The following is a 26,122-nucleotide window of genomic DNA, read 5'->3' on the forward strand; positions in this document are numbered from 1 at the left end:
ACCATGCGTCGCGTCGTCGTCACCGGCCTCGGCATCACCTCCTCGATCGGCAACAATGCCGCCGAGGTCACCGAGAGCCTGAAGCTCGGCCGTTCCGGCATCGTCTTCTCCGAGGAATATGCCAAGCTCGGCTTCCGCAGCCAGGTCTATGGCACAGTGAAGATCGACCTCGAAGCCGCCGTCGACCGTCGCCAGAAGCGCTTCATGGGCGATGGCGCGGCCTATGCCTATCTCTCGATGGAACAGGCGCTGGCCGATAGCGGCCTGGAAGAGCGCGACATCATCAACGAGCGCACCGGCCTGATCGTCGGCTCCGGCGGCCCATCCACGCGCAACCTGGTGCTGGCTGCCGATATCACCCGCGAGAAGGGTGGCCCGAAGCGCATCGGTCCCTTCATGGTGCCGCGCGCGATGTCGTCCACCTGCTCGGCGGTGCTCTCCACCGCCTTCAAGATCAAGGGCCTCAGCTACTCGATCTCGTCGGCCTGCTCGACCTCGGCGCATTGCATCGGCAACGCCGCCGAACTGATCCAGTTCGGCAAGCAGGACATCATGTTCGCTGGCGGCGGCGAGGAACTGGACTGGACGCTTTCCAACCTGTTCGACGCCATGCCGGCGATGTCTTCCGCCTACAACGCCACGCCGGAGCGTGCCTCGCGCGCTTATGATAAGGACCGCGACGGTTTCGTCATCGCTGGCGGCGGTGGCATCGTGGTGCTGGAAGAGCTGGAGCATGCCAAGGCGCGCGGTGCCAAGATCTATGGCGAACTGGTCGGCTATGGCGCCACTTCCGACGGCGCCGACATGGTCGCGCCGTCCGGCGAGGGTGCCGTGCGCTGCATGAAGCTGGCGCTGAACGAGGCCAACCGTGGCCATAACGCGCCGGTCGATTACCTCAACACCCATGGCACCTCGACGCCGGCCGGCGATATCACCGAACTCAACGCCATCCGCGAAGTGTTTGGCGATGCGCCGCCGCCGATCAGCTCCACCAAGTCGCTCACCGGCCATTCGCTCGGTGCTGCCGGCGTGCAGGAGGCGATCTATTCGCTGCTGATGCTGCAGAACAACTTCATCGCCGCCTCGGCCAATATCGAGAATCTCGATCCCGGCGCCGAAGGCTTCCCGATCGTGCGCGAGCGTCGCGATGGCGTGACGCTGAACCGTGTGATGTCGAATTCCTTCGGCTTCGGCGGCACCAACGCGACGCTGCTCTTCCAACGCTACGACGCCTGAAACCGCAACCGGCAAACCAAGAAGAACCGGAAATAACATGTCGGATATTCGCGGCCTGATGGCCGGTAAACGCGGCCTGATCATGGGCGTCGCCAACGATCACTCGATCGCCTGGGGCATCGCCACGATGCTGGCGCAGCATGGCGCCGAACTGGCTTTCACCTATCAGGGCGAAGCTTTCGAGCGCCGCGTGCGGCCGCTGGCCGAAAGCGTTGGTGCCAAGGCCGTGCTGCCCTGCGACGTGGAAGATGAGGCCAGCCTCAAGGGCGCCATCGATGGCGCCGCGGCGGCGCTTGGCGGCCGGCTCGATTTCGTGGTGCATGCCATCGCCTATTCCGACAAGGAAGAGCTGAAGGGCCGCTACCTCAACACCACGCGCAGCAACTTCAGCCGTTCGATGCTGATCTCCTGCTATTCCTTCACCGAGGTGGCCCGCCTGGCGGTGCCGCATATGACGGAAGGCGGCGCCCTGATCACGCTGACCTATGAAGGCTCCACCCGCGTGATGCCGAACTATAATGTGATGGGCGTGGCCAAGGCGGCGCTGGAGGCCAGCGTGCGCTATCTCGCGGTTGATCTCGGCCCGCAGAATATTCGCGTCAACGCCGTGTCGCCCGGCCCGATGCGCACGCTCGCCGGTTCGGCCATCGGCTCGGCCCGCGCCACCTTCAAGTTCACCGCCCAGCATAGCCCGCTGCGCCGCAATGCCTCGCTGGAGGAAGTCGGCGGCTCGGCGCTGTTCCTGCTCTCCGATCTGGGCAGCGGCGTTACCGGCGAAGTGATCCATGTCGATAGCGGCTTCCATGCCCTCGGCATGCCCAACCCGGCCGATCTCGCCGGCGGCGACGCTTAAGCGCACATCACCGACAACTCCCGGTTACGCCATTCCTGCGGCAAAAACTGCCACGGGACGTGTTTTGCCGTTAGCTTTTGCTCACTAGCTGCACGCTTAGCGGAAAATAACAAGGCTGGCGCCGCTACTCCCGGTATGTCTGCCACCTGACAGGTGCAGCGCTGGTCCTGCAGCCCGTGGAAACATGTCATCCAGGGCGGGGCTGGTTCTGCCGGAACCATTCACAGGTACAGGCAGCGGCAGGCAGGCGGCTTCGGCGGCTGCGCCTGCAACAGACAACATGCCCTATTCTGATGTCGAATATCGGCGGCGATCCAAGCCGTTCCTGCCGTCAGCGGTGTTCTTCTGGATCACCATGACGCTGCCGGTATTGCTGTGCGTGGCCTTTGCCTGGTTGTTCATCGAACAGCAGCAATTGCAGGCCAGCGTCGATGAGCGCCGCGTCAGCCTGCAATACGCTGCCAACAATCTTACCGAAGGCCAGACGCAGCTCCTCAGCCTGGATGACCGCATCCAGCCATCGGATCGCGAGCGCATCAAGCTGCTGCTGCGCTATGGCCTCGAGGAACTCGAGCGCGCCCAGGTCCTGATGCGCAACGATCAGCCCATCGAAGTGCGCTCAATGGTGCGGATTCTGGAGCGCGAAACTTTCGCGCTGCGCACCGCCTTGCAGCATATCGAGCAAACGCCCGATGGCGACTGGCATAACGATATCCAATTGCAGACCGCCTTGCTGCGGGTGCAGCAGCAACAGGGCCTGCTGCGTGAGTTGATCCACCGCGAGCAGAAGCGGCGCCTCGATAGCCTGCAATACCGCCTCTATGCCACGATCATCGGCGCCCTCGCATTGCTGGCGGTGGTGGTGGTGCGGTTGCGGCGGTCGCTGCGTGCCGAAGCGGCCACGGTGAGTGATCTGATGGCTGCGGAAGCCGCCTTGCGTGAGAGTGATGGCCGCCTGCGAGCCCTGCTGCGCGCCGCGACAGAGAATGTCTGGCTCGCTGATGCGCGCTTCGAACGCTATCGTTTCAATCCGCCGCTGCGCATCGGCAAAAGGCCGGCGCAGGCAGAGTGGAGCGACCCGGAATGGGTTGAGATGGTGCATCCCGACGACCGCGCCATGGTGCGCAATACGGTACGTGCAGGCTTTCGCCGCCGCGAAGCGATCCGCTGGGAATTCCGTGTCAGCGATGGCGAAGGCGGCTGGCGCTGGATGGAGTCGCGCGCCGTGCCGGAATTGGATGCGGAAGGCAAGATCGTGCAATGGCTTGGCCTGTCGCTCGATACCACCGAGCGCCATACCGTGGCAGAGCAGTTGCACCACGCGCACAAGATGGAGGCCGTCGGCGCGCTGACTGGCGGCATCGCGCATGACTTCAACAACATGCTGGCGGTGATTCTCGGCAATATCGAATTGCTGCAGGAGCAGAACCTGACCGCGCCGCAATCCAGCATGCTCAGCAGCGCCATGCGCGCCGCCGAGCGTGCCAGTGAATTGACTCATCGCCTGTTGGCCTTCGGTCGCCGCCAGAGCCTGCGCCCGACGGTTGTCGATCTGGCCGGGCATCTGCCGGGCCTGCTCAACATGCTGGTCCGCACGCTTGGCAGCAATATCGAGGTGGTGCCGGCTTATGACCGCTCGCCACTGCTGGTCAGGGTGGACGTGACGCAGCTCGACAATGCCATCCTCAATCTGGCGATCAATGCCCGCGATGCGATCGAGGGAGCCGGGCGCCTGACCCTGGCGCTCGACCGCGTCTATGGCCGCTTCGTCGATACTTTCGCGCTCGGCAACGAGGATGCGCATCCTGATCCTGACCGCATCTACGCCATGTTCGCGATTACCGATACCGGCAGTGGCATGACTCCGGATGTGCTGGAGCGCGCCTTTGATCCGTTCTTCACCACCAAGCCGGTCGGCCAGGGCAGCGGGTTGGGCCTCAGCATGGTGCATGGCTTCGTGCGCCAGTCCCAGGGTTTCATCGGCGCGCAGAGCAGTCCCGGTGAAGGCACCACGATCCGCATCTTCCTGCCTGTCACCACTGAAGCGCCGGCCACGATCAATGCGCCCGCCGTGGCTGCGCCTGCCATCCCGGCTGCCATTTCGGACGTTGCTGTTGCGGATGTTGCTGTTCCGGCTGCCCCCGTTGCAGCCTCGCCCGACACCACCGCCGGCTATCGCATCCTGCTGGTGGATGACGACGACGATGTGCGCAGTGTCCTCGCCGGGATGCTCTCCGCGCTCGGCCATGTGGTGACCGAGACGAATAGCGGCCAGGCCACCGTGGACCTGCTGCAGGGCGGTGCCCGGTTCGACTTGATGATCACCGATATCCAGATGCCCGGCAGCCGCAGCGGCGTTGATCTGGCGCGTGAAGTGGTGCTGCGCCATTGGGTCGGCCGCGTCATCTTCGTTTCCGGCTCAGAACCGCCCGCCGATAGCCTGAAGCGGCTGTCCGGCCACGATCATCCATTCCTGCGGAAGCCGATCCGGCGGCAGGATCTTATCAATGCAATAGATGCCGTGATGGCAAAGCCCGAGGTATGGTTATGACTCATCTGATGGTCTGCGACGATGAAGCAGACATTTGCGCCCTGGTCGGCGAGGTCGGCAGGCAGCTCGGCTACACCGTCAGCCAGGTGCCGCGCTCGACCGATTTCAATGCGGCCTATATTCTGCAGAAACCCGATATCGTGGTGCTCGACATCGTGATGCCGGAGCGCGATGGCATCGAGATCGTGCTCTGGCTCGCCAACCAGGGGTATGACGGCAGGGTGTTGCTGATTTCCGGCTACGATCCGCAGCATGCGCATAATGCGCTACTGCTGGCGCAATGCCGCGGCCTCGATATCGTCACCACCCTGCGCAAGCCGGTGCCGCTGCGCCTGTTGCGCGAAGCCCTGGCGGCTTGAGCCGCCGCTCTAGTCGGGCTGAATCTTCGCCGCCCGCACCACTTCGCCCCAGCGCTGCTTTTCACGCGCAATAAGCTGCGCGAAGGCTTCCGGTGTACCGGCGGCGGTGAGCGCGCCATCCTCGGTGATGCGGCGATGGGCGTCGCCACTGCTCAGCGCCTTGGCGGCCTCCGCCTGCAGCAGGTCGATCACCGCCTTGGGAGTGCCGGCCGGCGCCATCAGTCCATACCATTGCGAGGTCTCGAAACCGGCAAAGCCGCTTTCGGCTATGGTTGGCACATCGGGCAGCGAGGAAACGCGCTTGGCCGAGCCGACGGCAAGCGGGCGCAGCTTGCCGGCCTTGATATGGCCGAGGATCGGCGGGATGCCGTTGAAGGTGAGTTGCACCTGACCGCCAAGCAGGTCGGTCAGCATCGGGCCGGTGCCGCGATAGGGGATATGCGCGATATCCACCTTGGACTGCAGCTTGAAATATTCCATTGCCAGATGGCCGGCGCTGCCATTGCCCGCCGTGCCGTAATTCAGCTTGCCGGGATTGGCCTTGGCATAGGCGATCAGGTCGGCGAGGGTCTTCACCGGCAGGTCGGGATGCACCGCGATCACGTTCGGCACCAGGGCCAGCAGGGTGATCGGCGCGAAATCCTTTTCCGGGTCGTAAGGCAGTTTGGCGCCGAACATCGCCGGGTTCACCGCGAGCGTGCCGACATGGCCCAAGATCAGCGTGTAGCCATCGGCAGCGGCGCGCTTGGTTTCCTCCATGGCGATATTGCCGGCGCCGCCGGCCTTGTTCTCGACCACGAATTGCTGACCCAGGGCGCTGGAATAATGGTTCGCCAGCGAACGCGCGATGATGTCGGATGAGCCGCCCGACGCGAACGGCACCAGGAAACGCACCGGCTTTGCCGGATAGCTCTGCGCCTGGGCGCCGCTGATCAAAAGGCAGGTGGCGACAAGGGCGCCGGTGATGGCGGCAAGCAGCTTCATCTGTGTTTCCCCCGATTATTCCCCAAATATTTGTTGCCCCTACTATGCGCCCAGGCACTGTCTTTGGGGGAGCGAAAAATGCACCCCGACAATATTTCCATAAGGCAGGGCCTGGATCATCCTTGGGCCCCGGCGCAGAGTGCGGCCAAGCCACAAGCCATCTCCCCTTGCCAGCGTGCCGCCATGTCGCTTCGCCATGTCCTGCTTGCCATCCTGATCATGGCGATCTGGGGCTTCAATTTCGTCGTCATCCGCTTCGGGCTTGATGCCTTCCCGCCGCTGCTGTTCAACGGCCTGCGCTTCACCGTGGCGAGCCTGCCCTTCCTGTTATTCCTGCGCAGCCCAGGCGTGCCCTGGCGCTGGGTGCTGGGCACCGGCCTGGTGCTCGGCATCATGAAATTCAGCCTGCTGTTCCTGGCGATGAATAACGGCCTGCCGGCGGGGCTGGCTTCCGTGGTGATGCAGGCGCAGGCTTTGTTCAGCGTGGTGTTTGCCGCGCTGCTGCTCAGCGAACGGCCGGGGCCGCTGCAATGGGCGGGTTTGTCGATTGCCGCCCTCGGCCTCGGCGTCATCGGCATCGATATGGGGCTGGAAGCCAGCTTCGTGGCTTTCGCCATTGCCATTTGCGCTGCCGCCTGCTGGGGCTTTGCCAATATCCTGACGCGCAAGGCGGCGGCGCCGAATCCGCTCGCCTTCATGGTCTGGGTCGGCGCCGTGCCGCCGCTGCCGATGTTCGCGCTGTCATGGATTTTCGAGGGCGAGGCGCAGATCGCGGCGGCCCTAGGCAGCCTCGACCTGCGCGGCATCCTCTCGGTGCTCTATATCGGCCTGCTTTCCACCACGGCCTGCTTCGCTGCCTGGAGCCTGCTGCTGCGGCAGTATTCGGCATCTCTGGTGGCGCCGTTCACCCTGCTGGTGCCGGTTTTCGGCCTCGCCAGCGCCGGGCTGGTGCTCGGCGAGACACCCTCGGCGCTGAAATTCGCCGGCGCCGGGCTGATCCTGCTCGGGCTGATGGTGAATGCCGGGCTGCTGCGGCGCCTGCTGGGGCGCCTGTTCGCGCGCCGGCCGGCGGTGGCCTGAGGGTTAGAGTTTCAGCGCCAGTTCGCGGATGGTGGCGCGGCAGGAATCCGCCGTGCGTTCCAGGTAGTCGCGTGCCTCGGGCCGCAGGTTGTCCTGCTGCAGTTGTTCATTGATCGAAGCCAGAATCGCCCGCAAGTGCCTGATCCGCACTGACATACTCTCATCCCCCTCAAGGTGTTCCATCGGGCGGAGCTTGGCTGATTCGTGGTTAATAAAGTTTATCCAACGGCGAGCTGATCCGGTTTTTACCCGACCAGAGCTTGCAGCGTGCTGGCGCTAGACCGTGACGCCTCTAGACCGTCACATCGGCGTTGCGGCCCATGCCACGCGGCCGGGGGCCGGCGCGGTCGGTGCGGGCCTCGGTGGCATTGGCATTGTTATCCGCGTTGCGGCCCTTGTCGCCGCGGCTGCCAGCCGAGCTGCCGGAATTGCCCGAGGCGGTGGCCGCCATACGGGTTTCCGTGCGCACGCCAAGCGCCGCCACGCCCGCAACCGCCTGGGCGGCGGCCGGGCCTTGGTTGGTGGTCGGCTGGCCCGGCGCGGTGGCGACGGTCGGCAGCAGGCCGGGGGCGGGGGCGATCAAGCTCATAAGAGTAACCTAGGCCGATTTGGCGCAACCGCAAGAAGAAGGTTGCGAAAAATGCTGTGGCGCGCGAGGGTTAACCATGAAACCGCCGCAAAAGAAACCAGTGGGTGCATTGCAGCGCCTGGTGAACGCGCTTTTCGTGCCGGCAGCCAAGGCCAAGCCGCCGGCGAAGGCAGAGCCGACGGCTGCGCAGCGCAAGGGCGGCGACCCGCGTGCCGAACTGGCGCGGCTGATCCGCACCATCCGCGCCAAGATGGATCCGCGCCTGCTAAAATTAGCCGAGAAAGTGGCGCGCAAGGGACCGCCGACCACCGATCACGAACGCGCCATGCTCAGCGTCGAACTATTCCTGGCGCAGAAGGATGATGGCGGCGCCTTTGCCGCCAAGCTGCGCGCCAAGCTGGAAGAAGAAAAGCGTCGCGGCGGCCCGACTCATCACTAAGCTGACTCATCACTGAGCTGGCGTATCACCACAGACTTTAGTGCAGTTGCCGCGCCGGCGGTTCGTCATCCTTGGCGGCTGGCGCTGCGGCCGCATCAGTCTGCGGCACGCCCGGGGCCTCGGCCGGGGCGCTTGCCGCCGCCGTTTCGGCATCGCCGCGCTTGAAGCGTTCATGTGCGCGCAGGCTGAACGGGATCGAGATGATATAGGCGATTTCCAGCGCCGCCAGCGTGTACCACGGCTCGTTCATCAGCAAGGCGGCCAGCACGCCAACCCCCAGCAGCACCGGCAGCACCGCCTCGCGCTTCACCCGCACGCGCTTGAAGGAATAGGTCGGCACCTTGCTGATCATCAGGAAGCCGATGCCCAGCGCCCAGATGGCGTTGAGGAAGGGCGAGCGGAACAGCGCCGAATCGACTTCCAGGCTGAGGATCATGAACAGCAGCGACAGGCCGGCGCCGGCGGGCGACGGGATGCCGGTGAAGAAGCTGCCGGTCCAGACCGGCTTCTCGGTATCTTCCAGCGCGGTGTTGAAGCGCGCCAGGCGCAAGGCGGTGCAGGTGGCGAAGGCCAGCACCACCAGCCAGCCGGGATTGCCGTTGCCGAGATCGTGCAAGGTCCAGAAATACAGCACCATCACCGGCGCGACGCCGAAGCAGAGGAAATCGGAGAGCGAATCAAGCTCGGCGCCGAAGCGGCTGGCGCCTTTGAGCAGCCGCGCCACGCGGCCATCCAGCATGTCGAACAGAGCCGCCACGGCAATCGCGGCCACGGCGAATTTCCACTGCCCGGCAATGGCGAAACGGATCGCGGTGAGGCCGGAGCAGAGCGCGCAGATGGTAAGGATATTCGGCGCCAGCGTGTTGAGCGGCAGCTTGCGCAGGCGCGGCGGCGGCTTGATCAGCATGCTTCAGCCCTCCAGATAAGTGCGCGCTTCAGCGGATTTCGCCGCCGCGCGCCGCTTCCTCGGCCTCGTCCTCGGCGATCACGGTCTCGCCGCCGATGGTATTCTGGCCCACCACCACCAGCGGCACCATGCCATCATCGAGATAGACATCGACGCGGCTGCCGAAGCGGATCAGGCCGAAGCGTTCGCCGGCCTTGTAGACCTGGCCCTCGCGCGCCTCGCAGAGAATGCGGCGGGCAACCAGGCCGGCGATCTGCACCACCGCCACTTCCTTGCCGCTCTCGAGCTTCAGCTTCATCGACTGGCGCTCGTTGTCGGTGGAGGCCTTGTCCAGCGCCGCGTTGAGGAACTTGCCCGGGCGGTAGGCCAGCGCCGTCACGGTGCCATCCACCGGCGAACGGTTCACATGCACGTTGAACACGTTCATGAAGATCGAGATGCGCAGACGGGCATCGAAGCCCATGCCGAGTTCCTCCGGCGGCACCGCGCGCTCGATCATCTGCACCACGCCATCGGCCGGCGCGATCAGCAGGGTCGGCAGCGCCTGGCCATCGGGGCCGGGCTGGCGGATCGGGGTGACGCGCGGCGGATCGCGGAAGAAGTAGGCGCACCAGGCGGTGAGCACCACGCCGACCCAGCCAAGCGGGGTGGCGATCCAGAACAGCACCAGGGTACCCAGCGCGAACAGCGCGATGAACTTCCAGCCCTCGCGGTGGATCGGCACCAGAACCGAACGGATCGTGTCCATACTCGTTAAGCCTCAACAGGTTGAATGCAGTGCCGCATTGTACCGGCAATGCATCGAGCCTGAAAGGCTTAAACCGTGCCGGCCTCCAGCCGCTGTTCGGCTTCCGCAGCCTCAAGTTGCCGCCGCCAGAGCCTTGCATAAAGGCCGTCCAGGGCCAGCAGGGTTTCATGCCGGCCGCGCTCCGCCACGCGGCCCGCTTCCAGCACCACGATCTCGTCGGCATCCACCACGGTGGAGAGGCGATGCGCGATCACCAGGGTGGTGACGCCCTGGGCGGCATTGCCGAGCGCCTGCTGGATCTCGCGTTCGGTATGGGTATCCAGCGCCGAGGTGGCTTCGTCGAACAGCATCACGCGTGGACGCTTCAGCAGCGCGCGGGCGATGGCGACGCGCTGCTTCTCGCCGCCGGAGAGTTTCAGGCCACGTTCGCCCACCATGGTCTGGTAGCCATCGGGCAGGCGCTCGATCAGCGGTTCGAGCTGCGCCATGCGCGCCGCTTCGCGCATCTCTGCCTCGCTGGCCTCGGGCCGGCCATAGGCGATGTTGTAGGCGATGGTGTCGTTGAACAGCACGGTATCCTGCGGCACGATGCCGATGGCCTGGCGCAAGGAAAGCTGCGTCACGCTGCGGATATCCTGGCCGTCGACGCGGATACTGCCGCCGGTAATGTCGTAGAAGCGGAACAACAGCCGCGACAAGGTGCTCTTGCCGGCGCCGGACGCGCCCACCACCGCGAGCTTACGGCCCGGCGCGATACGGAATGACACGCTCTGCAGAATCGGGCGGCGCGGATCATAGGCGAAATCCACAGCGTCGAACTCGACTTCACCCGGCCCCGGCGCCAGCGGCATGGCATCGGGCGCGTCCTGCACTTCCGCCGGCACGTCGAGCAAGTTGAACATCGCTTCCATGTCCACCAGGCCCTGCTTGATCTCGCGATAGGCGAAGCCGAGGAAATTGAGCGGCAGGTAAAGCTGGATCAGGTAGGTGTTGACCATGACGAAATCACCGAGCGTCATGGCACCGTCACGCACCCCCTTGGCCGCCAGCGCCATCACGCCGATCAGGCCGATGGCGATGATGAAACCCTGGCCCAGATTCAGCGCCGAAAGCGTCACCTGGCTTTTCACCGCCGCCTGTTCATAGCGGCTCAGGGCCTCGTCGAAGCGCCGCGCTTCATGCGCTTCGTTGGTGAAGTATTTCACCGTCTCGTAATTCAGCAGGCTGTCGACGGCGCGGGTATTGGCGCGCTGGTCCTCGTCGTTCATCTCGCGGCGATACTTGGTGCGCCATTCGGTGAACAGCAAAGTGAAGGCGATATAGCCGGCGATGGCGCCCACCGTGATGGCGGTGAACTCCCAGCCATAGAGCACCCAGAGGATGCCGCCGACGAGGAATATCTCGAAAATCGTCGGCACGATGTTGAAGGTCATGAACTGCAGCACGAACTGGATGCCCTTGGTGCCGCGTTCGATCACGCGGCTCAAGCCTCCAGTCTGGCGCTCGAGATGGAAACGTAAGGAAAGCGCATGCATGTGGTTGAACACATCCAGCGCCAGGTCGCGAATCGCCGCCTGCGCCACCTTGGCGAAGACCGCGTCGCGCGCTTCGCCGAAAGCCTGGGCGCCGACCCGCGCCATGCCATAGGCCAGGATCAGGCCCAGCACCGCCAGCAGCGGTGCATGGCTGTCATTCTTGGCGATGTCGAGCAGATCGACGGCGCGCTTGTAGAGATACGGCACGCTGACATTGATCAGCTTGGCGCAGATCAGGAACAGGATGGCCACCACCACGCGGCCACGCAGATCGGCGCGGTTCTTCGGCCACAGGCGGCCAAGCAGTTCGGTGGCAAAGCGGCGCCGCTTGGCCGGGTCGCGGGCCTCGCGCTGGGGCGGCGGAAAAAGGATTGGCATGGGACCTGAAGGAATAGGGGGCGGGACTTGCGCCGCTCCGGGGCCGGGCGTATTGATTCCCCAACCCCAACCAGACAGTTACCTCGGGAGCGACGCGATGAAGGTGGTTAGTTTCACGGCGAATGGCAAGGCCTCGTACGGGGTCGTCGGCGCGGATGGCAAGGTGGCCGATGTCGGCGCCGTGCTCGGCGCCACCTACCCGGACCTGGTGGCGGTGCTGAAGGCCGGCGCGCTGGCCAAGCTCGGCGAGGCGGCGGCCGCGGCGCCGAAGCTCGGGGCCGTGGAAAGCCTGGACCTGCTGCCGGTTGTGCCGAATCCGGGCAAGATCATCTGCATCGGCGTCAACTACGACGAGCACCGCCGCGAAATGGGCCGCGAGCCGCCGGGCCATCCGACCTGCTTCGTGCGCTTCCCGGAAAGCCAGGTGGCGCATGGCAAGCCGCTGCTGCGGCCGCAGGAATCCGAGCGCTTCGATTATGAAGGCGAACTCGCCATCATTATCGGCAAGGAAGGCTTCAAGGTCTCGGAAGACAACGCCTATTCGCTGATCGCCGGCTATAGCTGCTACATGGACGGCTCGATCCGCGACTGGCAGAATCACACCAGCCAGTTCACCCCGGGCAAGAACTTCCCCGCCACCGGCGGCTTCGGCCCCTGGATGGTGTCGGCGGATGAAATCCCCGATCCGCAGAACCTGACGCTGGAAACCCGCCTCAATGGCCAGAGCGTGCAGAAGTCCGGCACCGACCTGATGACCTTCAACATCCGCAAGATCATCAAGTATGTCACCACCTGGGTGGCGCTGAAGCCGGGCGACGTGATCGCCACCGGCACGCCGGGCGGCGTCGGCGCCAAGCGCACCCCGCCGCTGTGGATGAAGGATGGCGATGTCGCGGAAGTGGAAATCAGCGGCGTCGGCCTGCTGCGCCATCCGGTCAAGAACGCTTAAAGTCCCAGCCTATCTGGCATCGGCTCCGACGGCTTCCGCCACATGGCGGAAGCCGTCTTGCTTTAACAAGGCCGCCAGCTCGCGATTGATGCGGCTGACCAGGCCCGGCCCCTCATAGACCAGCGCCGAATAGAGCTGCACGGCGGAAGCGCCGGCGCGGATCTTGGCATAGGCATCCTTGCCGCTGGCGATGCCGCCGGTGCCGATCAGCACCGTCTTGCCGCCGAGCCGGGCATAGAGCTTGCGCAAGATATCGGTGGACGGTGCCAGCAATGGCGCGCCGGAAAGTCCGCCGGTCTCGGCCTTGTTCGGGCTTTTCAGGCTGTCGGGCCGTGCGATGGTGGTGTTGGTGGCGATCAGGCCATCCAGCTTGTGTTCCAGCGCCAGTTCGGCGATGTCGTCGAGATCGGCATCGGTAAGGTCCGGTGCGATCTTCACGAATAAAGGCTTCGGCTTCTGCTGCCGCAGGGGGGCAAGGCGGGCCAGCAGGCCGGCCAGTTCGTCACGGCCCTGCAGGTTGCGCAGGCCCGGCGTGTTCGGCGACGACACATTGACGACGCAGAAATCCACCAGCGGCGCCAATGCCGCGTAGCCAATCGCGTAATCGCCGGCGCGGTCCGTGCTGTCCTTGTTGGCGCCGAGATTGGCACCCACCAGCCCGGCCTTGCGCTGGCGCGCGGCCAGCCGCGCCACGGCGGCATCGAGGCCTTCGTTGTTGAAACCCATGCGGTTGATCACGGCGCGGTCGGCTTCCAGGCGGAACACGCGCGGGCGCGGATTGCCCGGCTGTGGCCGGGGCGTGACGCCGCCGATCTCGACATAGCCGAAGCCGAGCCGCAGCATGGCATCGGGCACTTCCGCATTCTTGTCGAAGCCGGCGGCAAGGCCGACCGGGTTCGGCAGCTTGAGGCCGGCAATGGTGCTTTGCAGCACCGCGTCGCGGTAGGGCGCGGTGAGACTGAGCGGCAGGCCGAGCGAGAGCAGCCGCAAGGTGGCGCGGTGCGCATCCTCGGCATCGATATGGCGCAGCAGCGGCCAGGCGACAGTCTTGTAGAGGCTCATGCCGGCTCCAGGGAATATGAGCGCAGGATCTGCGGTTCCAGCGAGGGATAGCGCGCGTTGCGCAGCAAATCCAGCCGCCGCGCGGTCCAATCGACATGACAGGGCAAGGCGGCGACCCGGGTGGCGAAATCCTGGGGCAGGTTTTCCGGCGCGGCATAGCGCAGCAACGTGCAATGCACCAGCGGATAGGGCGGATCGTAGCAGCCTTGCGGCGGCGGCACGCGTTCCAGCAAATACCGGCGCAAAGCCTGCAGGCGCGGATCGGGCGCTGCCGCTGCGATAACGCCCAGCGGGGCGGCGATCAGGCGGTCGAAGCGCCAGTGGAACGGTTGCCGCTCGATGCTTGCGAGTTCCGCCAGCGCGGTATCGCGCATCTCGGCCCAATAGGCATCCTTGTCGTAGGCGTGGCGCGGCTGGCCGATGACATGGACCGAAACATGCAGCCGTGCCGGCGGCAGGCGCCAGAAAGTGCCGGGTGGTGCCAGGGCCTCTATGGCATCGCGCAGGGCTTCGAAAGCGCGCTGCACGGCCTCGGGCGCCGCCGCCTGCAGGGTGTAGGAAACCTGCGCCGTGTCCCAATGCGGGTCGCGGATGAATTCGGTCTTGGCCGAGTCAGTCAAGCCGCGATCAGTCAAGATCGGGGAAGACATGCCGGCCATCGGCCCCGAGCGGCAGCGGCACCACGCGATAGGCCTGCCGTGGTTCCAGCTTGCCATAGAGATGCGGGAAAAGCTGGCCGCCGCGTGCCGCTTCCCAGACCAGGGCATCGCCGAGCGTTTCCGCCTGCACGAACAGCAGCAGCAGGTCGTCGCGGCCCTTGCGGTGCTTGGCCGCCGATTCCACCACCTGCTGGGCAGTGGAGAAATGGATGAAGCCGTCACGCAGGTCGTCGCCCGAGCCGGCATAGAGGCCGCTCAAGGAAGCCGCCTGCCAGTCGGCGATGGCTGCCATGTGGTAGATCGTGGTCATGATTGTTGCTTACCCTATTTCGCCTTGCCTGTCGCCTTTTCCAGGGTACGCAACCCGGCCATGCCGAGCATCGCCAGCACCAGTTCGATCAGGTTATCGGTGATGATGCCCGGTGCCTGGATGCCGGGCGACCAGAGCGCCGCCGCCCAGGTGAAGACCGGATGGCCGATATAGGCCCAGGCGACCCCGGCGGCGCAGACCCAGCCGACGGCCGGGCGCCAGCCGGCGACAAAGACCGAGCGGTGCGCCGCCTCGATCTTGTTCAGTTCCACCTGCAATTCGCCGGGATGCTGGCGCAGCTTCTCCAGCACCGCCTGGGCCTGCAGCCTTTCGTCATCGGAGGTGAACAGCTTGTCGAACAATGTGCCGATCGCTTCGATCGGCGTGGCGGTGGCGGCACCGCCGCCGAACAGGCCGCCTAACAGGGTGCCGAGCATGGTGTCTCCTTTTCTGCTGTCAGAAACGGGTGAGCGCGTGCTGCTGCATCGAGGCCTGGTCTAGCTTGGCCTCGATGCGCAGCAGATGTTCGGTGAGCCGGGTTTCCACATCCTTCAGCGCACCGACCGAGGCATAGCCTTGCGCCACTTCCAGCTTGTAATCGGCAAGTGCCGCGCGCACCGCCTGGATGGCGAGACGGCAATCGCGCGCCACGGCCTCGACGGCGCGTTCGCCCTGCTCGCGCTGGCGCTGCTGCAGCCAGAACAGGCCGGCGAGTACGGGCAGTTCCACGGCGGAAAGCCACCAGGCGAAATCGACGGGCAGATGGCTCATGGCCTCATCCTTTCGCTGGCCGCAGCGGATCAAACTGCGTGTCGGCCTGGTTGGTCGCATGGCCCGGACGCCAGTCCTCGCGGCTGGGCCGTGGCGGCTGCACCAGGCGCACCGGCTCGGCCAGCAGGCAGCCGGCCACGGCGTCCAGGCCATCGTCGCGCCCTTGCGCCTTGCCGGGCCGCCATTCGCGCATCTCGATGATCAGGGCTGAAGCCAGCACGCTGTCATGGGCATGCAGCATGCCGGCGGCCAGCGGTGCATCGAAGGCGGCAAGGATGCGCGCCTGTTTGGCCTGGCGCGAGACATGCTCAATCACGCTGGCGCCAGAACCGGCGCGGCTGAGTGCACCGCGCAGCAGGCTGGGCAGGAAATTCGAGCGGTCGAATTGCGCTTGAGCACGGCGCGAGGCGTCGTCGAGCAGGCTGGCCGCCGGGCCGGCGCTGGCCGGGTCCAGGTCGCTGCCCGGCTGGAAGGCGAACCAGCGCGACCAGGGCGGGGTGAGCTGGGCCAGCAGGCTGGCGGCAAGCTGGTCCACCGCATCGGCGGCGGTGCCGTCATAAAGCGGCATTGCCACCGAATTTACCTGATTTGTTCTCATACTGCCGGTAGCCGGGGCGGCGAGCGGCAGGGTGAGCGCGTAGCATTCCTGCCAGCGGCTTTCCCAGGGCAGGCGGGCGGCCTTGGCGGCGGCAAAGCGCCGGCGCAGGGCATCGGCCTTGTCGGTGGTCGGGTTGACGGCGAGGAAGGCCATGCTCATTCCCCGATCAGCGATTTGCGCTGCGGCGGCACCAGTGTCTCGGTAACGCCGCGATAGGAGGTGGCAATGGTCTCGCCCTGGGCACGGCGGCGGCGGTCGCGGGCCGCCTGGGCAGCCGCCTCGGCCGGGTCCTCGGCCGGCGGCGTCATCACCGGGGCGGGGGGATTGGGACTGCTGAAGATGCCACCCATTGCCGTTCTCTCCTCTCGCCCGATCCAGGCCTGGAAGGCCCGCCACCGTGACGCGATATACGCGTTTTGTTCCTGTCTGTCTACGGTATAATGCAGGATCAAATAACCGTCAAGAGAGTATTTTCTTAAAAACAAGAAAAGTTGCCATGGTGTACATACACTCCAGCTATGTATTCCCAGAAGGCGCTTCACGGCTTCAACGCAGGAAAACGGCAGCGGCGGCGCCAGACGGGGCGGTGCCGGGCGCACAGGCACGGTCAGCGCCAGGCGGCCTTCCAGGCGCAGTCGTGCCGCCAGATCCAGGGCGTCGAGGGTCGCGTCCCCGCTGCCGGGGCGGAAGTCCAGGTCCAGCCGGTGCGACAGCGGATCGAGCCGCAGCCAGCCGGCGGAATGGCGGTAAAAGGCGTAGCAATGGCGGAATCCGGGCCGCAGCCAGCGCAGCCACCATAACCCCGTCTGGTCGGCGAAGACGATGACGGCCAGGGTTATCGGTTGTGCCGCCACAGGGGTTCCGGTCTGGCCGGGTGGCCGCCGCAGTGGCAACCCGGGGGCGGGGCCATCCAAGCAATCGGGCGGGGAATCAGGCAGGAACATCGACGGGCTCCAGCGGCGATGAAATTTGGTGTATAAAGGGAACAATACATAATCATAAAAGAGTAATCACGGCCTATTCGGAGAAATTTCCTTGCGAATTCTCATTTCCCGCACCAAGTCGATAGCCAGAAGCGGCAAAATGTAAGACAATGTTCCCATGTTGACGCATAAAGCGATCTGGGCCGCCATCGATGGCCTTGCCGAGCGCTATGGCCTGACCGCGTCGGGCCTGGCGCGCAAGGCCGGGCTGGATCCGACCACCTTTAACCGTTCCAAGCGCGAGGCGGCTGATGGCCGGCAGCGCTGGCCCTCCACCGAGAGCATTGCCAAGGTGATCGAGGCCACGGGCGCCAGCGTGGGCGAGTTCATGGACGTGCTGGTCGATTCCAGCGGCAACCGTGGTTCCGCCTTCCGCATTCCGATGCTGCCTTTCAACCAGGCCAGCCAGCCCGGCCTGTTCGACGATGCCGGCCTGCCGCTGACCCAGAGTGGTTGGGACCGCGTGCCGTTCCCCGATCTCGGCGACGATCTGGCCTATGCCCTGGAAGTCAGTGGCGAAAGCCTGCTGCCGATCTACCGCGAGGGCACCATACTGGTGCTGTCGCCGCGTGCCCCGACGCGACGCGGCGACCGCGTGGTGCTGCGGCGGCTGAACGGCGAGTTGCTCTGCCGGCAATTGCTGCGCAAGACGCTCACGCGTGTCGAACTCGGCGCCTTCGATCCGGCCCAGAGCGAGCGGAATCTGGGCGAGCGCAGCCTGGATGTCACCGACATCGCCTGGATGCACCGCATCGTGTGGGCTTCGCAATGATCGTGTGGGCTCCGTAATGATACCGGTCCGCGTATGAGTCTGGCGGCGGCACTGGCGCGGCTGCCGGTGCTGGTGGCCGATGGCGCCGGCGCCATCTGGCTGGAAGGCAGCGGCAATACCGGCCCGGAAAAACTCGACGCCGAAACCGCCGGGCGCCGTGCCCGCGCCGTGGCGCCGTTGCTGGTGCATGGCCGCGCCACGGCCGCGCGTCTCGGCCTCAATCCGTTTCCGGCCTTCGATCTGCTCGACCTTTTCGCCTTCGTGCGTCCGGCGCGCTTCTGCCTGCCCACTGCGCGCGGGGTGCTGGAAGCCGTCGGCATCCCAGAGCCAGCGCATGCCGTAGAACTCGCACCGGCTTTGCGCCGCGCGGCGGAAATCCTGCTCAGTGAATTGCGCCTGCTGGAGCCGCACCGGTTGCGCCGCGTCATGCGCATCGCCGCCACCATGCAGCGCGCCGGCTGGCCCTGGGCGCCGTTCGCCATGGAAGCGATGGCGCCGGAGCGGGTGCCATCGCGGCTTGGTCTCGATGTCTGGAGCGACCTGCCGGACTGGGCCGATTTCGCGCCGCCGCCGCCGCCCGATACGCAAAGCGTCTCGCCCGCCGAGGCGCGCGAGCGATTGCAGCGCCTGCTTGGCGAACAGTCGGAATTGCGCGCCGCCCAGGCCGATTATGCCGTCACCACGGCTTTGGCCTTCGCGCCGCGCGCCGAGGTCGGCATGCCGGAAATGGTGCTGAGCGAAGCCGGCACCGGCATCGGCAAGACACTCGGCTATATCGCGCCGGCCTCGGTCTGGGCCGAGAAGAATGGCGGCACGGTGTGGCTGTCCACCTATACCAAGAACCTGCAGCGCCAGCTCGACCGCGAACTCGACCGGCTTTACCCGAACCCGTCCGAGAAGGCGGTGAAGGTGGTGGTGCGCAAGGGCCGCGAGAATTACATCTGCCTGCTCAATCTCGATGATGCGAGCCAGTCGGCGGCGGCGCGGCCTGTCGATATCATCGCGCTCGGCCTGGTGGCGCGCTGGGTGCAGGCGACACGCGATGGCGATATTGCCGGCGGCGATTTCCCTTCCTGGCTGATCGACCTGCATGGCCGGGGCCGCACGCTGGGCCTCACCGATCAGCGCGGCGAATGCATTCATGCCGCCTGCCCGCATTACCGCAAATGCTTCATCGAGCGCGGCCTGCGCCGGGCGCGGCGCGCCGATATGGTGATCGCCAATCACGCCCTGGTGATGATCCAGGCCGCCCTCGGCAACGAGGATGATGGCACGCGGCCGCTGCGCTATGTGTTCGATGAAGGCCATCACCTGTTCGAGGCGGCTGATGGCGCCTTCGCCGCGCATCTCTCGGGCCAGGAAGGCATGGAACTGCGCCGCTGGCTGCGCGGGCCGGAAGGCGGCCGCCGCAGCCGGGCGCGCGGTTTGGGCAACCGTATCGGCGATCTGCTGACCGAGGATACGGCGACGCGTCATGCCCTGGATGATCTGATGGAGGCGGCGCGCGCACTGCCGGCGGAAGGCTGGGCGCTGCGCCTGCAGGAGCAGCCAGCAGACGCACCGCCGCCTTCTATTGGCGAAAGATTCTTGAGCGAAGCGCGTCGCCAGGTACTGGCGCGCAGCCGCGAGCCGGATAGTCCCTATGGCCTGGAATGCCCGACGCGCGAACCCTTGCCGGCCCTGGTAGAGGCTGCCGCCGACTTCGCTCGCGGCTTGCAGAAAATGCTCTCGCCGATGGCAGTGCTGATCAAGGCGCTGAACGCCAAGCTCGACGACGATACCGCCGATCTCGACAGCGCCACGCGCGGCCGCATCGAGGGCGCGCTACGCGGCCTGACGCGGCGCAAGCTGACGCTGGAAGCCTGGGCCGCGATGCTGAAAAGCCTGGATACTGAAACGCCGAAGGACTTCGTCGACTGGTTCGCGCTGGAGCGCGACAATGGCCACGATCTCGATCTCGGCCTCTACCGCCACTGGCTCGATCCGATGCGGCCTTTCGCCGAAGCGGTGCTCAAACCGGCCCATGGCGTGGCGGTGACCTCGGCCACATTGCGCGACCACAATCCGGCGCTTGGCGATGCCGCGCCGGAACAGAGCTGGCAGAATGCGGAAATCCGTTCCGGCGCACGGCATCTGCCGCAGCCAGCACGGCGCGCGTCATTCTCCTCGCCGTTCGATTATGCCAACCGCACGCGCGTCTATGTCGTTACCGATGTGCGGCGCGACGATGTGAACCAGGTGGCGGCTGCCTATCGCGAATTGTTTCTCGCTGCCGGCGGTGGCGGGCTTGGGCTGTTCACCGCCATCTTCCGCCTGCGCGCGGTGCAGAAGCGCCTCATCCGGCCGTTGGCCGATGCCGGCATCGCGCTCTATGCCCAGCATGTCGATCCACTGGATAACGGCACGCTGGTCGATATCTTCCGCGCCGAGGAGCATTCCTGCCTGCTCGGCACCGATGCGATGCGCGATGGCGTCGATGTGCCTGGCGCCGCGCTCCGCCTCGTCGCCTTCGACCGCGTGCCCTGGCCGCGCCCCGATCTGCTGCATAAGGCACGCCGCGCGGCGTTCGGCGGCCAGGCCTATGACGACCTGCTGACCCGGCTGAAGCTGAAGCAGGCCTATGGTCGGCTGCTGCGCCGCGCCGATGATTTCGGTGTTTTCGTCGTGCTGGATGCGCAATTGCCGAGCCGTCTGCTCTCGGCTTTCCCGTCCAGCGTCGAGGTGCGGCGCGTCGGCATCGCCGAAGCCGTTGCCGAAACGCGCGGGTTCCTCAACGGCATGCAGGCGTCGCTCAGAAATTCCTCAGCTCTGCCCTGATCGCCGCGAAGGCTTCGGGCCGCAGGCTGAGGTTGATGTGGTTGAGCCCCGGCAGCACGCGCACCTCGGCGTCACCACGGATCGCCTTCAATTCCGGCTCATAGGCGGTGGCGACGAATAATTCATCCTCGGCACCAATCATTACCAATGGCGCGCGTTTCTGGCGGCGGTAATCGGCGGCATAGTCTTCATGCGCCTTGAAATTGGCCCAGAGGCGGAAGGAATAGGTGTAAGGCCTGCCGTCGCGGTCCTGGCGCGCGAAGGCCAGCACCGGCAGATGCTGATAGATATGGATGCCGGATTGCTCCAGCACCGCCAGCGCGATCAGGCGCGGCAGATACGCCACCGCCCAGCCGCCGCCATTCTGGCGATAGGTGGGTGAGCGCGGATGCAGCATCGGCGCCAGCAGAATGATGCGCTCGAAGCGCTCGCCGAGTGTCGTGCCGGCGACGCGCAAGGCGAAGCCGCCACCGGCCGAGAAACCGATCAGGCCGAGCCTGGCGCCGGATGGCGCCAAGCTGAGCGCATCCTCCAGGTCCTGCTCCATCTGGCCGATGAAATCGATATCGCCGAGCCGGCCGCTGGCGCCATGGCCGCGCATATCCAGGGCGATGATGGTGGGGCCGTTATCGGCGCGCAGCGCCTCGGCCATGGCATGCATGCCTTCCGCCGAACCGGTGGAGCCATGGATCAGGAACAGGGCTGCATCCGGGCGGCCCTCGTAGCGGCGATAGGCGAGCGCGCTGCCATCGCGGCTCTTGAAGGTGAGCAGCGGCGGCACCATGCCCTGCTGCGCGCGGGCCTGGGCAATGGCCGGTTCCAGCAGCACGGCCAGCGGCGGCGGCGGCGCGCTGGTGCCGAACACGATCAGGCCGGCGAACAGCGCGGCAATGCCGAATGCAAGGGCAAGGCCGGCAATGGCGGCACGGCGGAACAGGTTCGGCATCGGTTTCCTCACGTTAAGTTGCCGAATCTAATGCCAGCGGGCCGGCATTGATACTGTGTCGATTGTCACGTCGCGCCTGTATGCAGTACCTGGCCTGTATGCCGGTGTGGCGCGGGTCTTGCCCAGGCCTGGCGGTCCCGGCATAGTTCGCTGCAGCACCCAAGGAGATGTAATGACGACGATTTCGCCGCAAGCCGCCATGATCTACGCCATGGTGATCGCCGCCGTGGCCGATGGCAGGATCAAGGATTCGGAACTGGAGTCGATCTCCTTTGCCGTGCGCAGCCTGCCAGTCTTCCGTGGCTACACGCTCGATGCCATGCGGGTGGCGACCGGCGATTGCGTCGCCCTGCTCGATGACGAGGATGGCATTGCCGCCGCCCTCGGCCTGGTCAAGGAAGCCGTGCCGGCGGATCTGGTCGAAACCGCCTATGCGCTGGCCTGCGATATCGTGGCGGTGGATGGCAATGCCGAACAGTCGGAACTGCGCTGGCTGGAAATGCTGCGGCATGAGCTTGGCGTCGAACGCCTGCATGCCGCCGCCATCGAACGCGGCGCCCGCGCCCGCTTTCGCGGCCTGGGCAAACACTAAAGCCAACCCAGCCTAGCGCGGCATGATCAGCTTCAGCGGCCGTTCGCCAACGGTGACGCTGGCCGGCAGGTGGCCGGCGATATCGCCATCGGCCTGCACCGGGTCGCCGGCCATGCCGCTGATCCTCACGGATTTGCCGCGCAGCAGGGTGATTTCCGGCAGGCGGGGCAGGAAACCCAGCGTCATCGCCACGGAAGCGCGCAGCACGCCGAGCCGGCCCGGTTTGCGCAGCAGGCAGATCTGGAAATCCGGCGCATCCAGCCGGGCATCCGGGCAGCAGATGAAGCGGCCGGCATAGAAATGCCCCTTGGCGATGATCGCCGAGCAGGCCTCATGGCTCTGGCCGTCGATCTCCAGGCGATAGGTGCGTCCCGGCCAGGAGATGAGCTGGCGCAGCGACTCGACCACATAGGCACCCTTGCCGAGCGTGCGTTTCAATTTGAGCGGCAGGTCGGCCACCACATGGGCGTCAAAACCGACGCCGGCCATGATGGTGAACAGCCGCACAATATTTTTATCTTCCGTATTTTTATCTCCCGGGCCACCGCTTGCGACGAAGCCGGGATAGATGTCCCGCGCCGGGCCGCGCAGCACGGCGTCCATCACCGCCGGCGGGTCGAGCGGCAGGCCGATCTCGGCGGCCAGCACATTGGCGGTGCCGAGCGGAAAGATGCCGAGTGGCGCGGCGCCAGCTTTAGGCAGGCCGTTCGCCACCTCGGCGATGGTGCCGTCGCCGCCGGCCGCCACCACGGCATCATAGCGCTCGGCCATGGCGTCATTGGCGAAGGCTTCGGCATCGCCGCGCCGGGTTGTCGGGCGGTATTCCACCGCGCAGCCGGCTTCTTCCAGCAGGTCGAGATAGGCCTCCAGCCGGGCCCGTTTGCGCCGGCCGGCGGTGGGGTTGTAGATGATCAGCAGCCGGCGGCGGTAGGCGGACGGGTTCATCCCGCCCGCTTAGCAGATTCGGCCCATGGGCGGCAGCGATAGTTTCGTGACAGGATCAAAGAAGGAACATTCGTGCGATTGGCTGACCCTGTGGATGACGCGGAATCCGGGGTTGCCATCGGAATCCAGGGTTGACAGGGGGGTTTCGGCGGCTATAGTGCGCCACCTCGGAATTCCGGTGGCGCCGCATCTGCGGAGCGCCGCCTTTTTACATGGATTGGCCCTAATGTTCGCAGTGATCAAGACCGGCGGTAAGCAGTACAAGGTGGCGGCGGGCGACGTGCTCGAAGTCGAGCTGGTCGCCGGTGAAGCCGGTGCCACCATCGAGTTCGACAAGGTGCTGGCGGTGGGCGGCGATGGCGCCGTGAAGCTCGGCAAGCCCTTCCTGGCCGGCGCCAAGGTCACAGCCGAGGTCATCGGCCGCACCCGTGGCGAAAAGCTGATCATCTTCAAGAAGCGCCGCCGGCAGAATTCCCGCCGTAAGAACGGCCACCGCCAGGATTACCTGTCGGTCAAGATCACCAACATCGCGGCCTAAGGCCCGGTTCGCAGGATTTAGGAGAAGACTATGGCTCACAAAAAAGCTGGCGGTTCCTCCCGCAACGGCCGCGACTCCCAGAGCAAGCGCCTCGGCGTGAAGAAGTTCGGCGGCCAGGTTGTTGTCGCTGGCAACATCATCGTGCGCCAGCGCGGCACCAAGGTGCATCCGGGCAAGAATGTTGGTCTCGGCAAGGACCACACCCTGTTCGCGCTGTCCGATGGCCAGGTCAAGTTCCACGATGGCAAGAAGGGCCGCGACTACGTATCGGTTCTCCCGGCGGAGGCGTGATCTAAACGCGCCTTCCCAAGGTTGAGACGAATTTGAGGGGAATGGCGCAGGCCATTCCCCTTTTTCGTTTCCGATGAGTCAAAATCATGAAGTTCCTTGATCAAGCCAAAGTCTACGTGGAGAGCGGCCAGGGTGGTCCCGGCGCCGTCAGCTTCCGGCGTGAGAAATTCATCGAATATGGCGGCCCCGATGGCGGCAATGGCGGCCGTGGCGGCGATGTCTGGGTGGAATGCGTCGATGGCCTCAACACGCTGATCGACTACCGCTACCAGCAGCATTTCCGCGCCCAGCGCGGCGGCCATGGCATGGGCCGCAGCCGCACCGGCGCCGACAGCCCGGCGGTGGTGCTGAAAGTACCCAAGGGCACCGAGATTCTGGATGAGGATGGCGAGACGCTGATCGCCGACCTGACCGAGATCGGCCAGCGCGTGCTGCTGTGCAAGGGCGGCGATGGCGGTCATGGCAACGAGCATTTCAAGAGCGCCACCAACCGCGCGCCGCGCCGTGGCGATCCCGGCTGGCCGGGCGAGAATAAATGGATCTGGCTGCGGCTCAAGCTGATCGCCGATGCTGGCCTGGTCGGCCTGCCCAATGCCGGCAAGTCGACTTTCCTAAGCCGCGTCAGCCGCGCCAAGCCGAAGATCGCCGATTATCCCTTCACCACCCTGAAGCCGCAGCTTGGCGTGGTGCGCTTCAAGGACCATGAATTCGTGCTCGCCGATCTGCCCGGCCTGATCGAGGGTGCCTCCGAAGGTGCCGGCCTTGGTACGCGCTTTTTGGGCCATGTCGAACGCTGCGCCGTGATCCTGCATCTGCTGGATGGCACCGAGCCTGAGCCGGTGAAGCATTGGCGCATGATCCGCAAGGAACTGGCGGCCTATGGTGCCGGGCTTGAGGACAAGCCGGAAATCATCGGCCTGAACAAGGCGGATGCGATTCCGCCCGATGAACTGAAGGCCAAGATCCAGAAACTGAAGCGTGCCGCCAAACGCCCGATCTTCGTGCTGTCGGGTGTTTCCGGCGAAGGCATCGATGCGGTGGTGCAGGCGCTCTACGAGCAGGTGGCCGCCACCCGCGCCGAAGAGAAAGAGGCCACCGGCGCATGAGCGAGCATCTTGCCAAGTCGCGCCGCGTCGTCGTCAAGGTCGGCTCGAGCCTGCTGGTCGATGGCGAGAAGGGCACGTTGCGCGGCCAGTGGCTGCAGGCACTGGTGGAAGACATTGCCGCCTTGCGTGAGCAGGGCAAAGAGGTCCTGGTGGTGTCGTCGGGCGCCATCGCGCTGGGCCGCCGCGTGCTCGGGCTGGAGCCGCGCGCTTTGCGGCTGGAGGAAAGCCAGGCAGCGGCTGCCGCAGGCCAGATCCGCCTTTCCGCCGCCTGGGCGGAAGCCTTGGGCAAGCATGACCTCAAGACGGCGCAGATCCTGCTCACGCTCGGCGACACAGAATCGCGCCGGCATTACCTCAATGCGCGCGAGACGGCCAAGACCCTGCTCGGCCTCGGCGTAGTGCCGGTGGTGAATGAGAACGACACCGTTGCCACCGCCGAGATTCGGTTTGGCGACAATGACCGCCTCGCCGCCCGCGTGGCGCAGATGATTTCCGCCGACAGCCTGATCCTGCTGTCCGATATCGACGGGCTCTACACCGCCGATCCCGGCCTTGATCCGGAGGCCAAGTTCCTCGGTGACGTGAAGGCGATCACGCCGGAAATCGAGGCGATGGCCGGTGTGTCGCGCTCCGGCTTCGGTCGCGGCGGCATGATCACCAAGATCATGGCGGCGAAGATCGCCGTTGGCGCCGGCTGCGCCATGGTGATCGCCAACGGCAAGAAGCTGCATCCGATCCGCCGGATTCTCGAGGGTGGCCGCTGCACCTGGTTCCGCGCTTCCGGTTCGCCGGCGACAGCCCGCAAGCAGTGGATTGCTGGCCATCTCAATGCCGTCGGCATGCTCACCATCGATGCCGGCGCCGCCCAGGCGCTGAAGCGCGGCCGTTCGCTGCTGCCGGCCGGCGTCACCGCCGTGCATGGCCGCTTCCAGCGCGGCGATGCGGTGCAGGTGGTGGATGCGGAAGGCAACCTGATCGCCCAGGGCCTCTCGGCCTATGCCGACGAGGATGCCCGCCGCATCGCGGGCCACAAATCCCATGAAATCGAAGCGCTTCTCGGCTACGCTGGGCGCGACGAGATGATCCATCGCGATGATCTGGTCCTGCGCTAGGGACCGCGCTAG

The 26,122-nt window shown here is 65.6% G+C and carries 29 protein-coding genes; 14 read left to right on the forward strand and 15 right to left on the reverse strand.

Features of this window, described 5'->3' with window-relative positions; genetic code table 11:
* The first annotated feature begins 3 nt into the window (after nt 1-3).
* From fabB to V6B08_RS04595, 4 genes are all read left to right on the forward strand, one after another.
* On the forward strand, nt 4-1,236 hold the full coding sequence (gene fabB, locus V6B08_RS04580; protein ID WP_341978544.1) for a beta-ketoacyl-ACP synthase I: 1,233 nt from the start codon (nt 4-6) through the stop codon (nt 1,234-1,236).
* Between the two features lie 37 nt (nt 1,237-1,273).
* The gene (locus tag V6B08_RS04585) at nt 1,274-2,089 is read left to right on the forward strand and encodes an enoyl-ACP reductase FabI (RefSeq protein ID WP_341978545.1); all 816 of its coding nucleotides are present in this window, start codon (nt 1,274-1,276) and stop codon (nt 2,087-2,089) included.
* 280 nt (nt 2,090-2,369) lie between these two features.
* Nucleotides 2,370-4,640 carry a response regulator gene (locus V6B08_RS04590; protein ID WP_341978546.1) on the forward strand — a complete coding sequence of 757 codons (2,271 nt, stop codon included), beginning with the start codon at nt 2,370-2,372 and terminating at the stop codon, nt 4,638-4,640.
* A complete protein-coding gene (locus V6B08_RS04595) occupies nt 4,637-4,999 on the forward strand; it encodes a response regulator (protein WP_341978547.1) in 363 nt (120 codons plus the stop codon). The genes V6B08_RS04590 and V6B08_RS04595 overlap by 4 nt, the downstream gene beginning before the upstream one ends.
* A 9-nt stretch (nt 5,000-5,008) precedes the next feature.
* On the opposite strand, the gene V6B08_RS04600 is transcribed toward V6B08_RS04595, so the two are convergent.
* Nucleotides 5,009-5,983 (reverse strand): Bug family tripartite tricarboxylate transporter substrate binding protein, encoded by a 975-nt coding sequence (locus V6B08_RS04600; RefSeq protein WP_341978548.1) that lies wholly within the window; start codon nt 5,981-5,983, stop codon nt 5,009-5,011.
* A 183-nt stretch (nt 5,984-6,166) separates the two neighbouring features.
* On the opposite strand from V6B08_RS04600, the gene V6B08_RS04605 reads away from it, so the two are divergent.
* Nucleotides 6,167-7,063 (forward strand): EamA family transporter, encoded by an 897-nt coding sequence (locus V6B08_RS04605; RefSeq protein ID WP_341978549.1) that lies wholly within the window; start codon nt 6,167-6,169, stop codon nt 7,061-7,063.
* A gap of 3 nt (nt 7,064-7,066) precedes the next feature.
* Here V6B08_RS04605 and V6B08_RS04610 read toward each other — a convergent pair whose 3' ends face one another.
* Together V6B08_RS04610 and V6B08_RS04615 are read right to left on the reverse strand one after the other, a co-directional pair.
* On the reverse strand, nt 7,067-7,198 hold the full coding sequence (locus V6B08_RS04610; RefSeq protein ID WP_341978550.1) for a hypothetical protein: 132 nt from the start codon (nt 7,196-7,198) through the stop codon (nt 7,067-7,069).
* Between the two features lie 157 nt (nt 7,199-7,355).
* Nucleotides 7,356-7,652: a hypothetical protein gene (locus V6B08_RS04615; protein WP_341978551.1), complete on the reverse strand. Its 297-nt coding sequence runs from the start codon at nt 7,650-7,652 to the stop codon at nt 7,356-7,358.
* Between the two features lie 76 nt (nt 7,653-7,728).
* Here V6B08_RS04615 and V6B08_RS04620 point away from each other — a divergent pair, with 76 nt between their 5' ends.
* On the forward strand, nt 7,729-8,091 hold the full coding sequence (locus V6B08_RS04620; protein ID WP_341978552.1) for a hypothetical protein: 363 nt from the start codon (nt 7,729-7,731) through the stop codon (nt 8,089-8,091).
* 37 nt (nt 8,092-8,128) lie between these two features.
* Here V6B08_RS04620 and V6B08_RS04625 read toward each other — a convergent pair whose 3' ends face one another.
* The 3 genes from V6B08_RS04625 to V6B08_RS04635 all read right to left on the reverse strand — a co-directional run bounded on the left by V6B08_RS04625 (nt 8,129) and on the right by V6B08_RS04635 (nt 11,659).
* Nucleotides 8,129-8,998 (reverse strand): CDP-alcohol phosphatidyltransferase family protein, encoded by an 870-nt coding sequence (locus tag V6B08_RS04625; RefSeq protein WP_341978553.1) that lies wholly within the window; start codon nt 8,996-8,998, stop codon nt 8,129-8,131.
* Nucleotides 8,999-9,026: 28 nt separating this feature from the next.
* Nucleotides 9,027-9,746, reverse strand: coding sequence for a phosphatidylserine decarboxylase (locus V6B08_RS04630; protein WP_341978554.1), 720 nt, complete (start codon nt 9,744-9,746; stop codon nt 9,027-9,029).
* Nucleotides 9,747-9,814: 68 nt separating this feature from the next.
* The gene (locus V6B08_RS04635; RefSeq protein ID WP_341978555.1) at nt 9,815-11,659 is read right to left on the reverse strand and encodes an ABCB family ABC transporter ATP-binding protein/permease; all 1,845 of its coding nucleotides are present in this window, start codon (nt 11,657-11,659) and stop codon (nt 9,815-9,817) included.
* Between the two features lie 97 nt (nt 11,660-11,756).
* On the opposite strand from V6B08_RS04635, the gene V6B08_RS04640 reads away from it, so the two are divergent.
* On the forward strand, nt 11,757-12,608 hold the full coding sequence (locus V6B08_RS04640) for a fumarylacetoacetate hydrolase family protein (protein ID WP_341978556.1): 852 nt from the start codon (nt 11,757-11,759) through the stop codon (nt 12,606-12,608).
* 9 nt (nt 12,609-12,617) lie between these two features.
* Here V6B08_RS04640 and V6B08_RS04645 read toward each other — a convergent pair whose 3' ends face one another.
* From V6B08_RS04645 to V6B08_RS04675, 7 genes are read right to left on the reverse strand one after another with little or no spacing between them, the layout of a single operon-like run.
* The gene (locus tag V6B08_RS04645) at nt 12,618-13,670 is read right to left on the reverse strand and encodes a quinone-dependent dihydroorotate dehydrogenase (RefSeq protein WP_341978557.1); all 1,053 of its coding nucleotides are present in this window, start codon (nt 13,668-13,670) and stop codon (nt 12,618-12,620) included.
* The gene (locus V6B08_RS04650) at nt 13,667-14,320 is read right to left on the reverse strand and encodes a 2'-5' RNA ligase family protein (RefSeq protein WP_341978558.1); all 654 of its coding nucleotides are present in this window, start codon (nt 14,318-14,320) and stop codon (nt 13,667-13,669) included. The genes V6B08_RS04645 and V6B08_RS04650 overlap by 4 nt, the downstream gene beginning before the upstream one ends.
* Nucleotides 14,298-14,639 carry a DUF952 domain-containing protein gene (locus V6B08_RS04655; protein WP_341978559.1) on the reverse strand — a complete coding sequence of 114 codons (342 nt, stop codon included), beginning with the start codon at nt 14,637-14,639 and terminating at the stop codon, nt 14,298-14,300. Before V6B08_RS04655 ends, V6B08_RS04650 begins: the two co-directional genes overlap by 23 nt.
* A gap of 14 nt (nt 14,640-14,653) precedes the next feature.
* Nucleotides 14,654-15,076: a 3TM-type holin gene (locus V6B08_RS04660; protein WP_341978560.1), complete on the reverse strand. Its 423-nt coding sequence runs from the start codon at nt 15,074-15,076 to the stop codon at nt 14,654-14,656.
* Between the two features lie 19 nt (nt 15,077-15,095).
* Nucleotides 15,096-15,410 (reverse strand): hypothetical protein, encoded by a 315-nt coding sequence (locus V6B08_RS04665; protein WP_341978561.1) that lies wholly within the window; start codon nt 15,408-15,410, stop codon nt 15,096-15,098.
* Nucleotides 15,411-15,414: 4 nt separating this feature from the next.
* Complete coding sequence (locus tag V6B08_RS04670) at nt 15,415-16,161, reverse strand: portal protein (RefSeq protein ID WP_341978562.1); 747 nt, start codon at nt 16,159-16,161, stop codon at nt 15,415-15,417.
* Between the two features lie 2 nt (nt 16,162-16,163).
* On the reverse strand, nt 16,164-16,952 hold the full coding sequence (locus V6B08_RS04675) for a hypothetical protein (RefSeq protein ID WP_341978563.1): 789 nt from the start codon (nt 16,950-16,952) through the stop codon (nt 16,164-16,166).
* A gap of 157 nt (nt 16,953-17,109) precedes the next feature.
* Between V6B08_RS04675 and V6B08_RS04680 the strand changes: the two genes are divergently transcribed.
* Together V6B08_RS04680 and V6B08_RS04685 are read left to right on the forward strand one after the other, a co-directional pair.
* On the forward strand, nt 17,110-17,763 hold the full coding sequence (locus V6B08_RS04680) for a S24 family peptidase (protein WP_341978564.1): 654 nt from the start codon (nt 17,110-17,112) through the stop codon (nt 17,761-17,763).
* 33 nt (nt 17,764-17,796) lie between these two features.
* Nucleotides 17,797-20,580 carry an ATP-dependent DNA helicase gene (locus tag V6B08_RS04685; protein ID WP_341978565.1) on the forward strand — a complete coding sequence of 928 codons (2,784 nt, stop codon included), beginning with the start codon at nt 17,797-17,799 and terminating at the stop codon, nt 20,578-20,580.
* On the opposite strand, the gene V6B08_RS04690 is transcribed toward V6B08_RS04685, so the two are convergent.
* Nucleotides 20,555-21,526 (reverse strand): alpha/beta hydrolase, encoded by a 972-nt coding sequence (locus V6B08_RS04690; RefSeq protein WP_341978566.1) that lies wholly within the window; start codon nt 21,524-21,526, stop codon nt 20,555-20,557. The two genes, V6B08_RS04685 and V6B08_RS04690, sit on opposite strands and share 26 nt — an antisense overlap.
* A gap of 172 nt (nt 21,527-21,698) precedes the next feature.
* On the opposite strand from V6B08_RS04690, the gene V6B08_RS04695 reads away from it, so the two are divergent.
* Nucleotides 21,699-22,118, forward strand: a complete 420-nt coding sequence (locus V6B08_RS04695; RefSeq protein ID WP_341978567.1) for a tellurite resistance TerB family protein — start codon at nt 21,699-21,701, stop codon at nt 22,116-22,118.
* Nucleotides 22,119-22,130: 12 nt separating this feature from the next.
* Here V6B08_RS04695 and V6B08_RS04700 read toward each other — a convergent pair whose 3' ends face one another.
* The gene (locus V6B08_RS04700; protein WP_341978568.1) at nt 22,131-23,063 is read right to left on the reverse strand and encodes a diacylglycerol/lipid kinase family protein; all 933 of its coding nucleotides are present in this window, start codon (nt 23,061-23,063) and stop codon (nt 22,131-22,133) included.
* Between the two features lie 226 nt (nt 23,064-23,289).
* Here V6B08_RS04700 and rplU point away from each other — a divergent pair, with 226 nt between their 5' ends.
* From rplU to proB, 4 genes are all read left to right on the forward strand, one after another.
* Nucleotides 23,290-23,601: a 50S ribosomal protein L21 gene (gene rplU / locus V6B08_RS04705; protein WP_341978569.1), complete on the forward strand. Its 312-nt coding sequence runs from the start codon at nt 23,290-23,292 to the stop codon at nt 23,599-23,601.
* A gap of 30 nt (nt 23,602-23,631) precedes the next feature.
* Nucleotides 23,632-23,892 (forward strand): 50S ribosomal protein L27, encoded by a 261-nt coding sequence (gene rpmA, locus V6B08_RS04710; protein WP_341978570.1) that lies wholly within the window; start codon nt 23,632-23,634, stop codon nt 23,890-23,892.
* A gap of 86 nt (nt 23,893-23,978) precedes the next feature.
* Nucleotides 23,979-24,998: a GTPase ObgE gene (obgE, locus tag V6B08_RS04715; RefSeq protein WP_341978571.1), complete on the forward strand. Its 1,020-nt coding sequence runs from the start codon at nt 23,979-23,981 to the stop codon at nt 24,996-24,998.
* Entirely contained in the window at nt 24,995-26,110 is a 1,116-nt protein-coding gene (gene proB, locus V6B08_RS04720; RefSeq protein ID WP_341978572.1) for a glutamate 5-kinase, read from the forward strand. The genes obgE and proB overlap by 4 nt, the downstream gene beginning before the upstream one ends.
* Nucleotides 26,111-26,122 lie beyond the last annotated feature (12 nt).

The organism is Ferrovibrio sp. MS7 (genome assembly GCF_038404985.1).
GTDB lineage: Bacteria > Pseudomonadota > Alphaproteobacteria > Ferrovibrionales > Ferrovibrionaceae > Ferrovibrio > Ferrovibrio plantarum.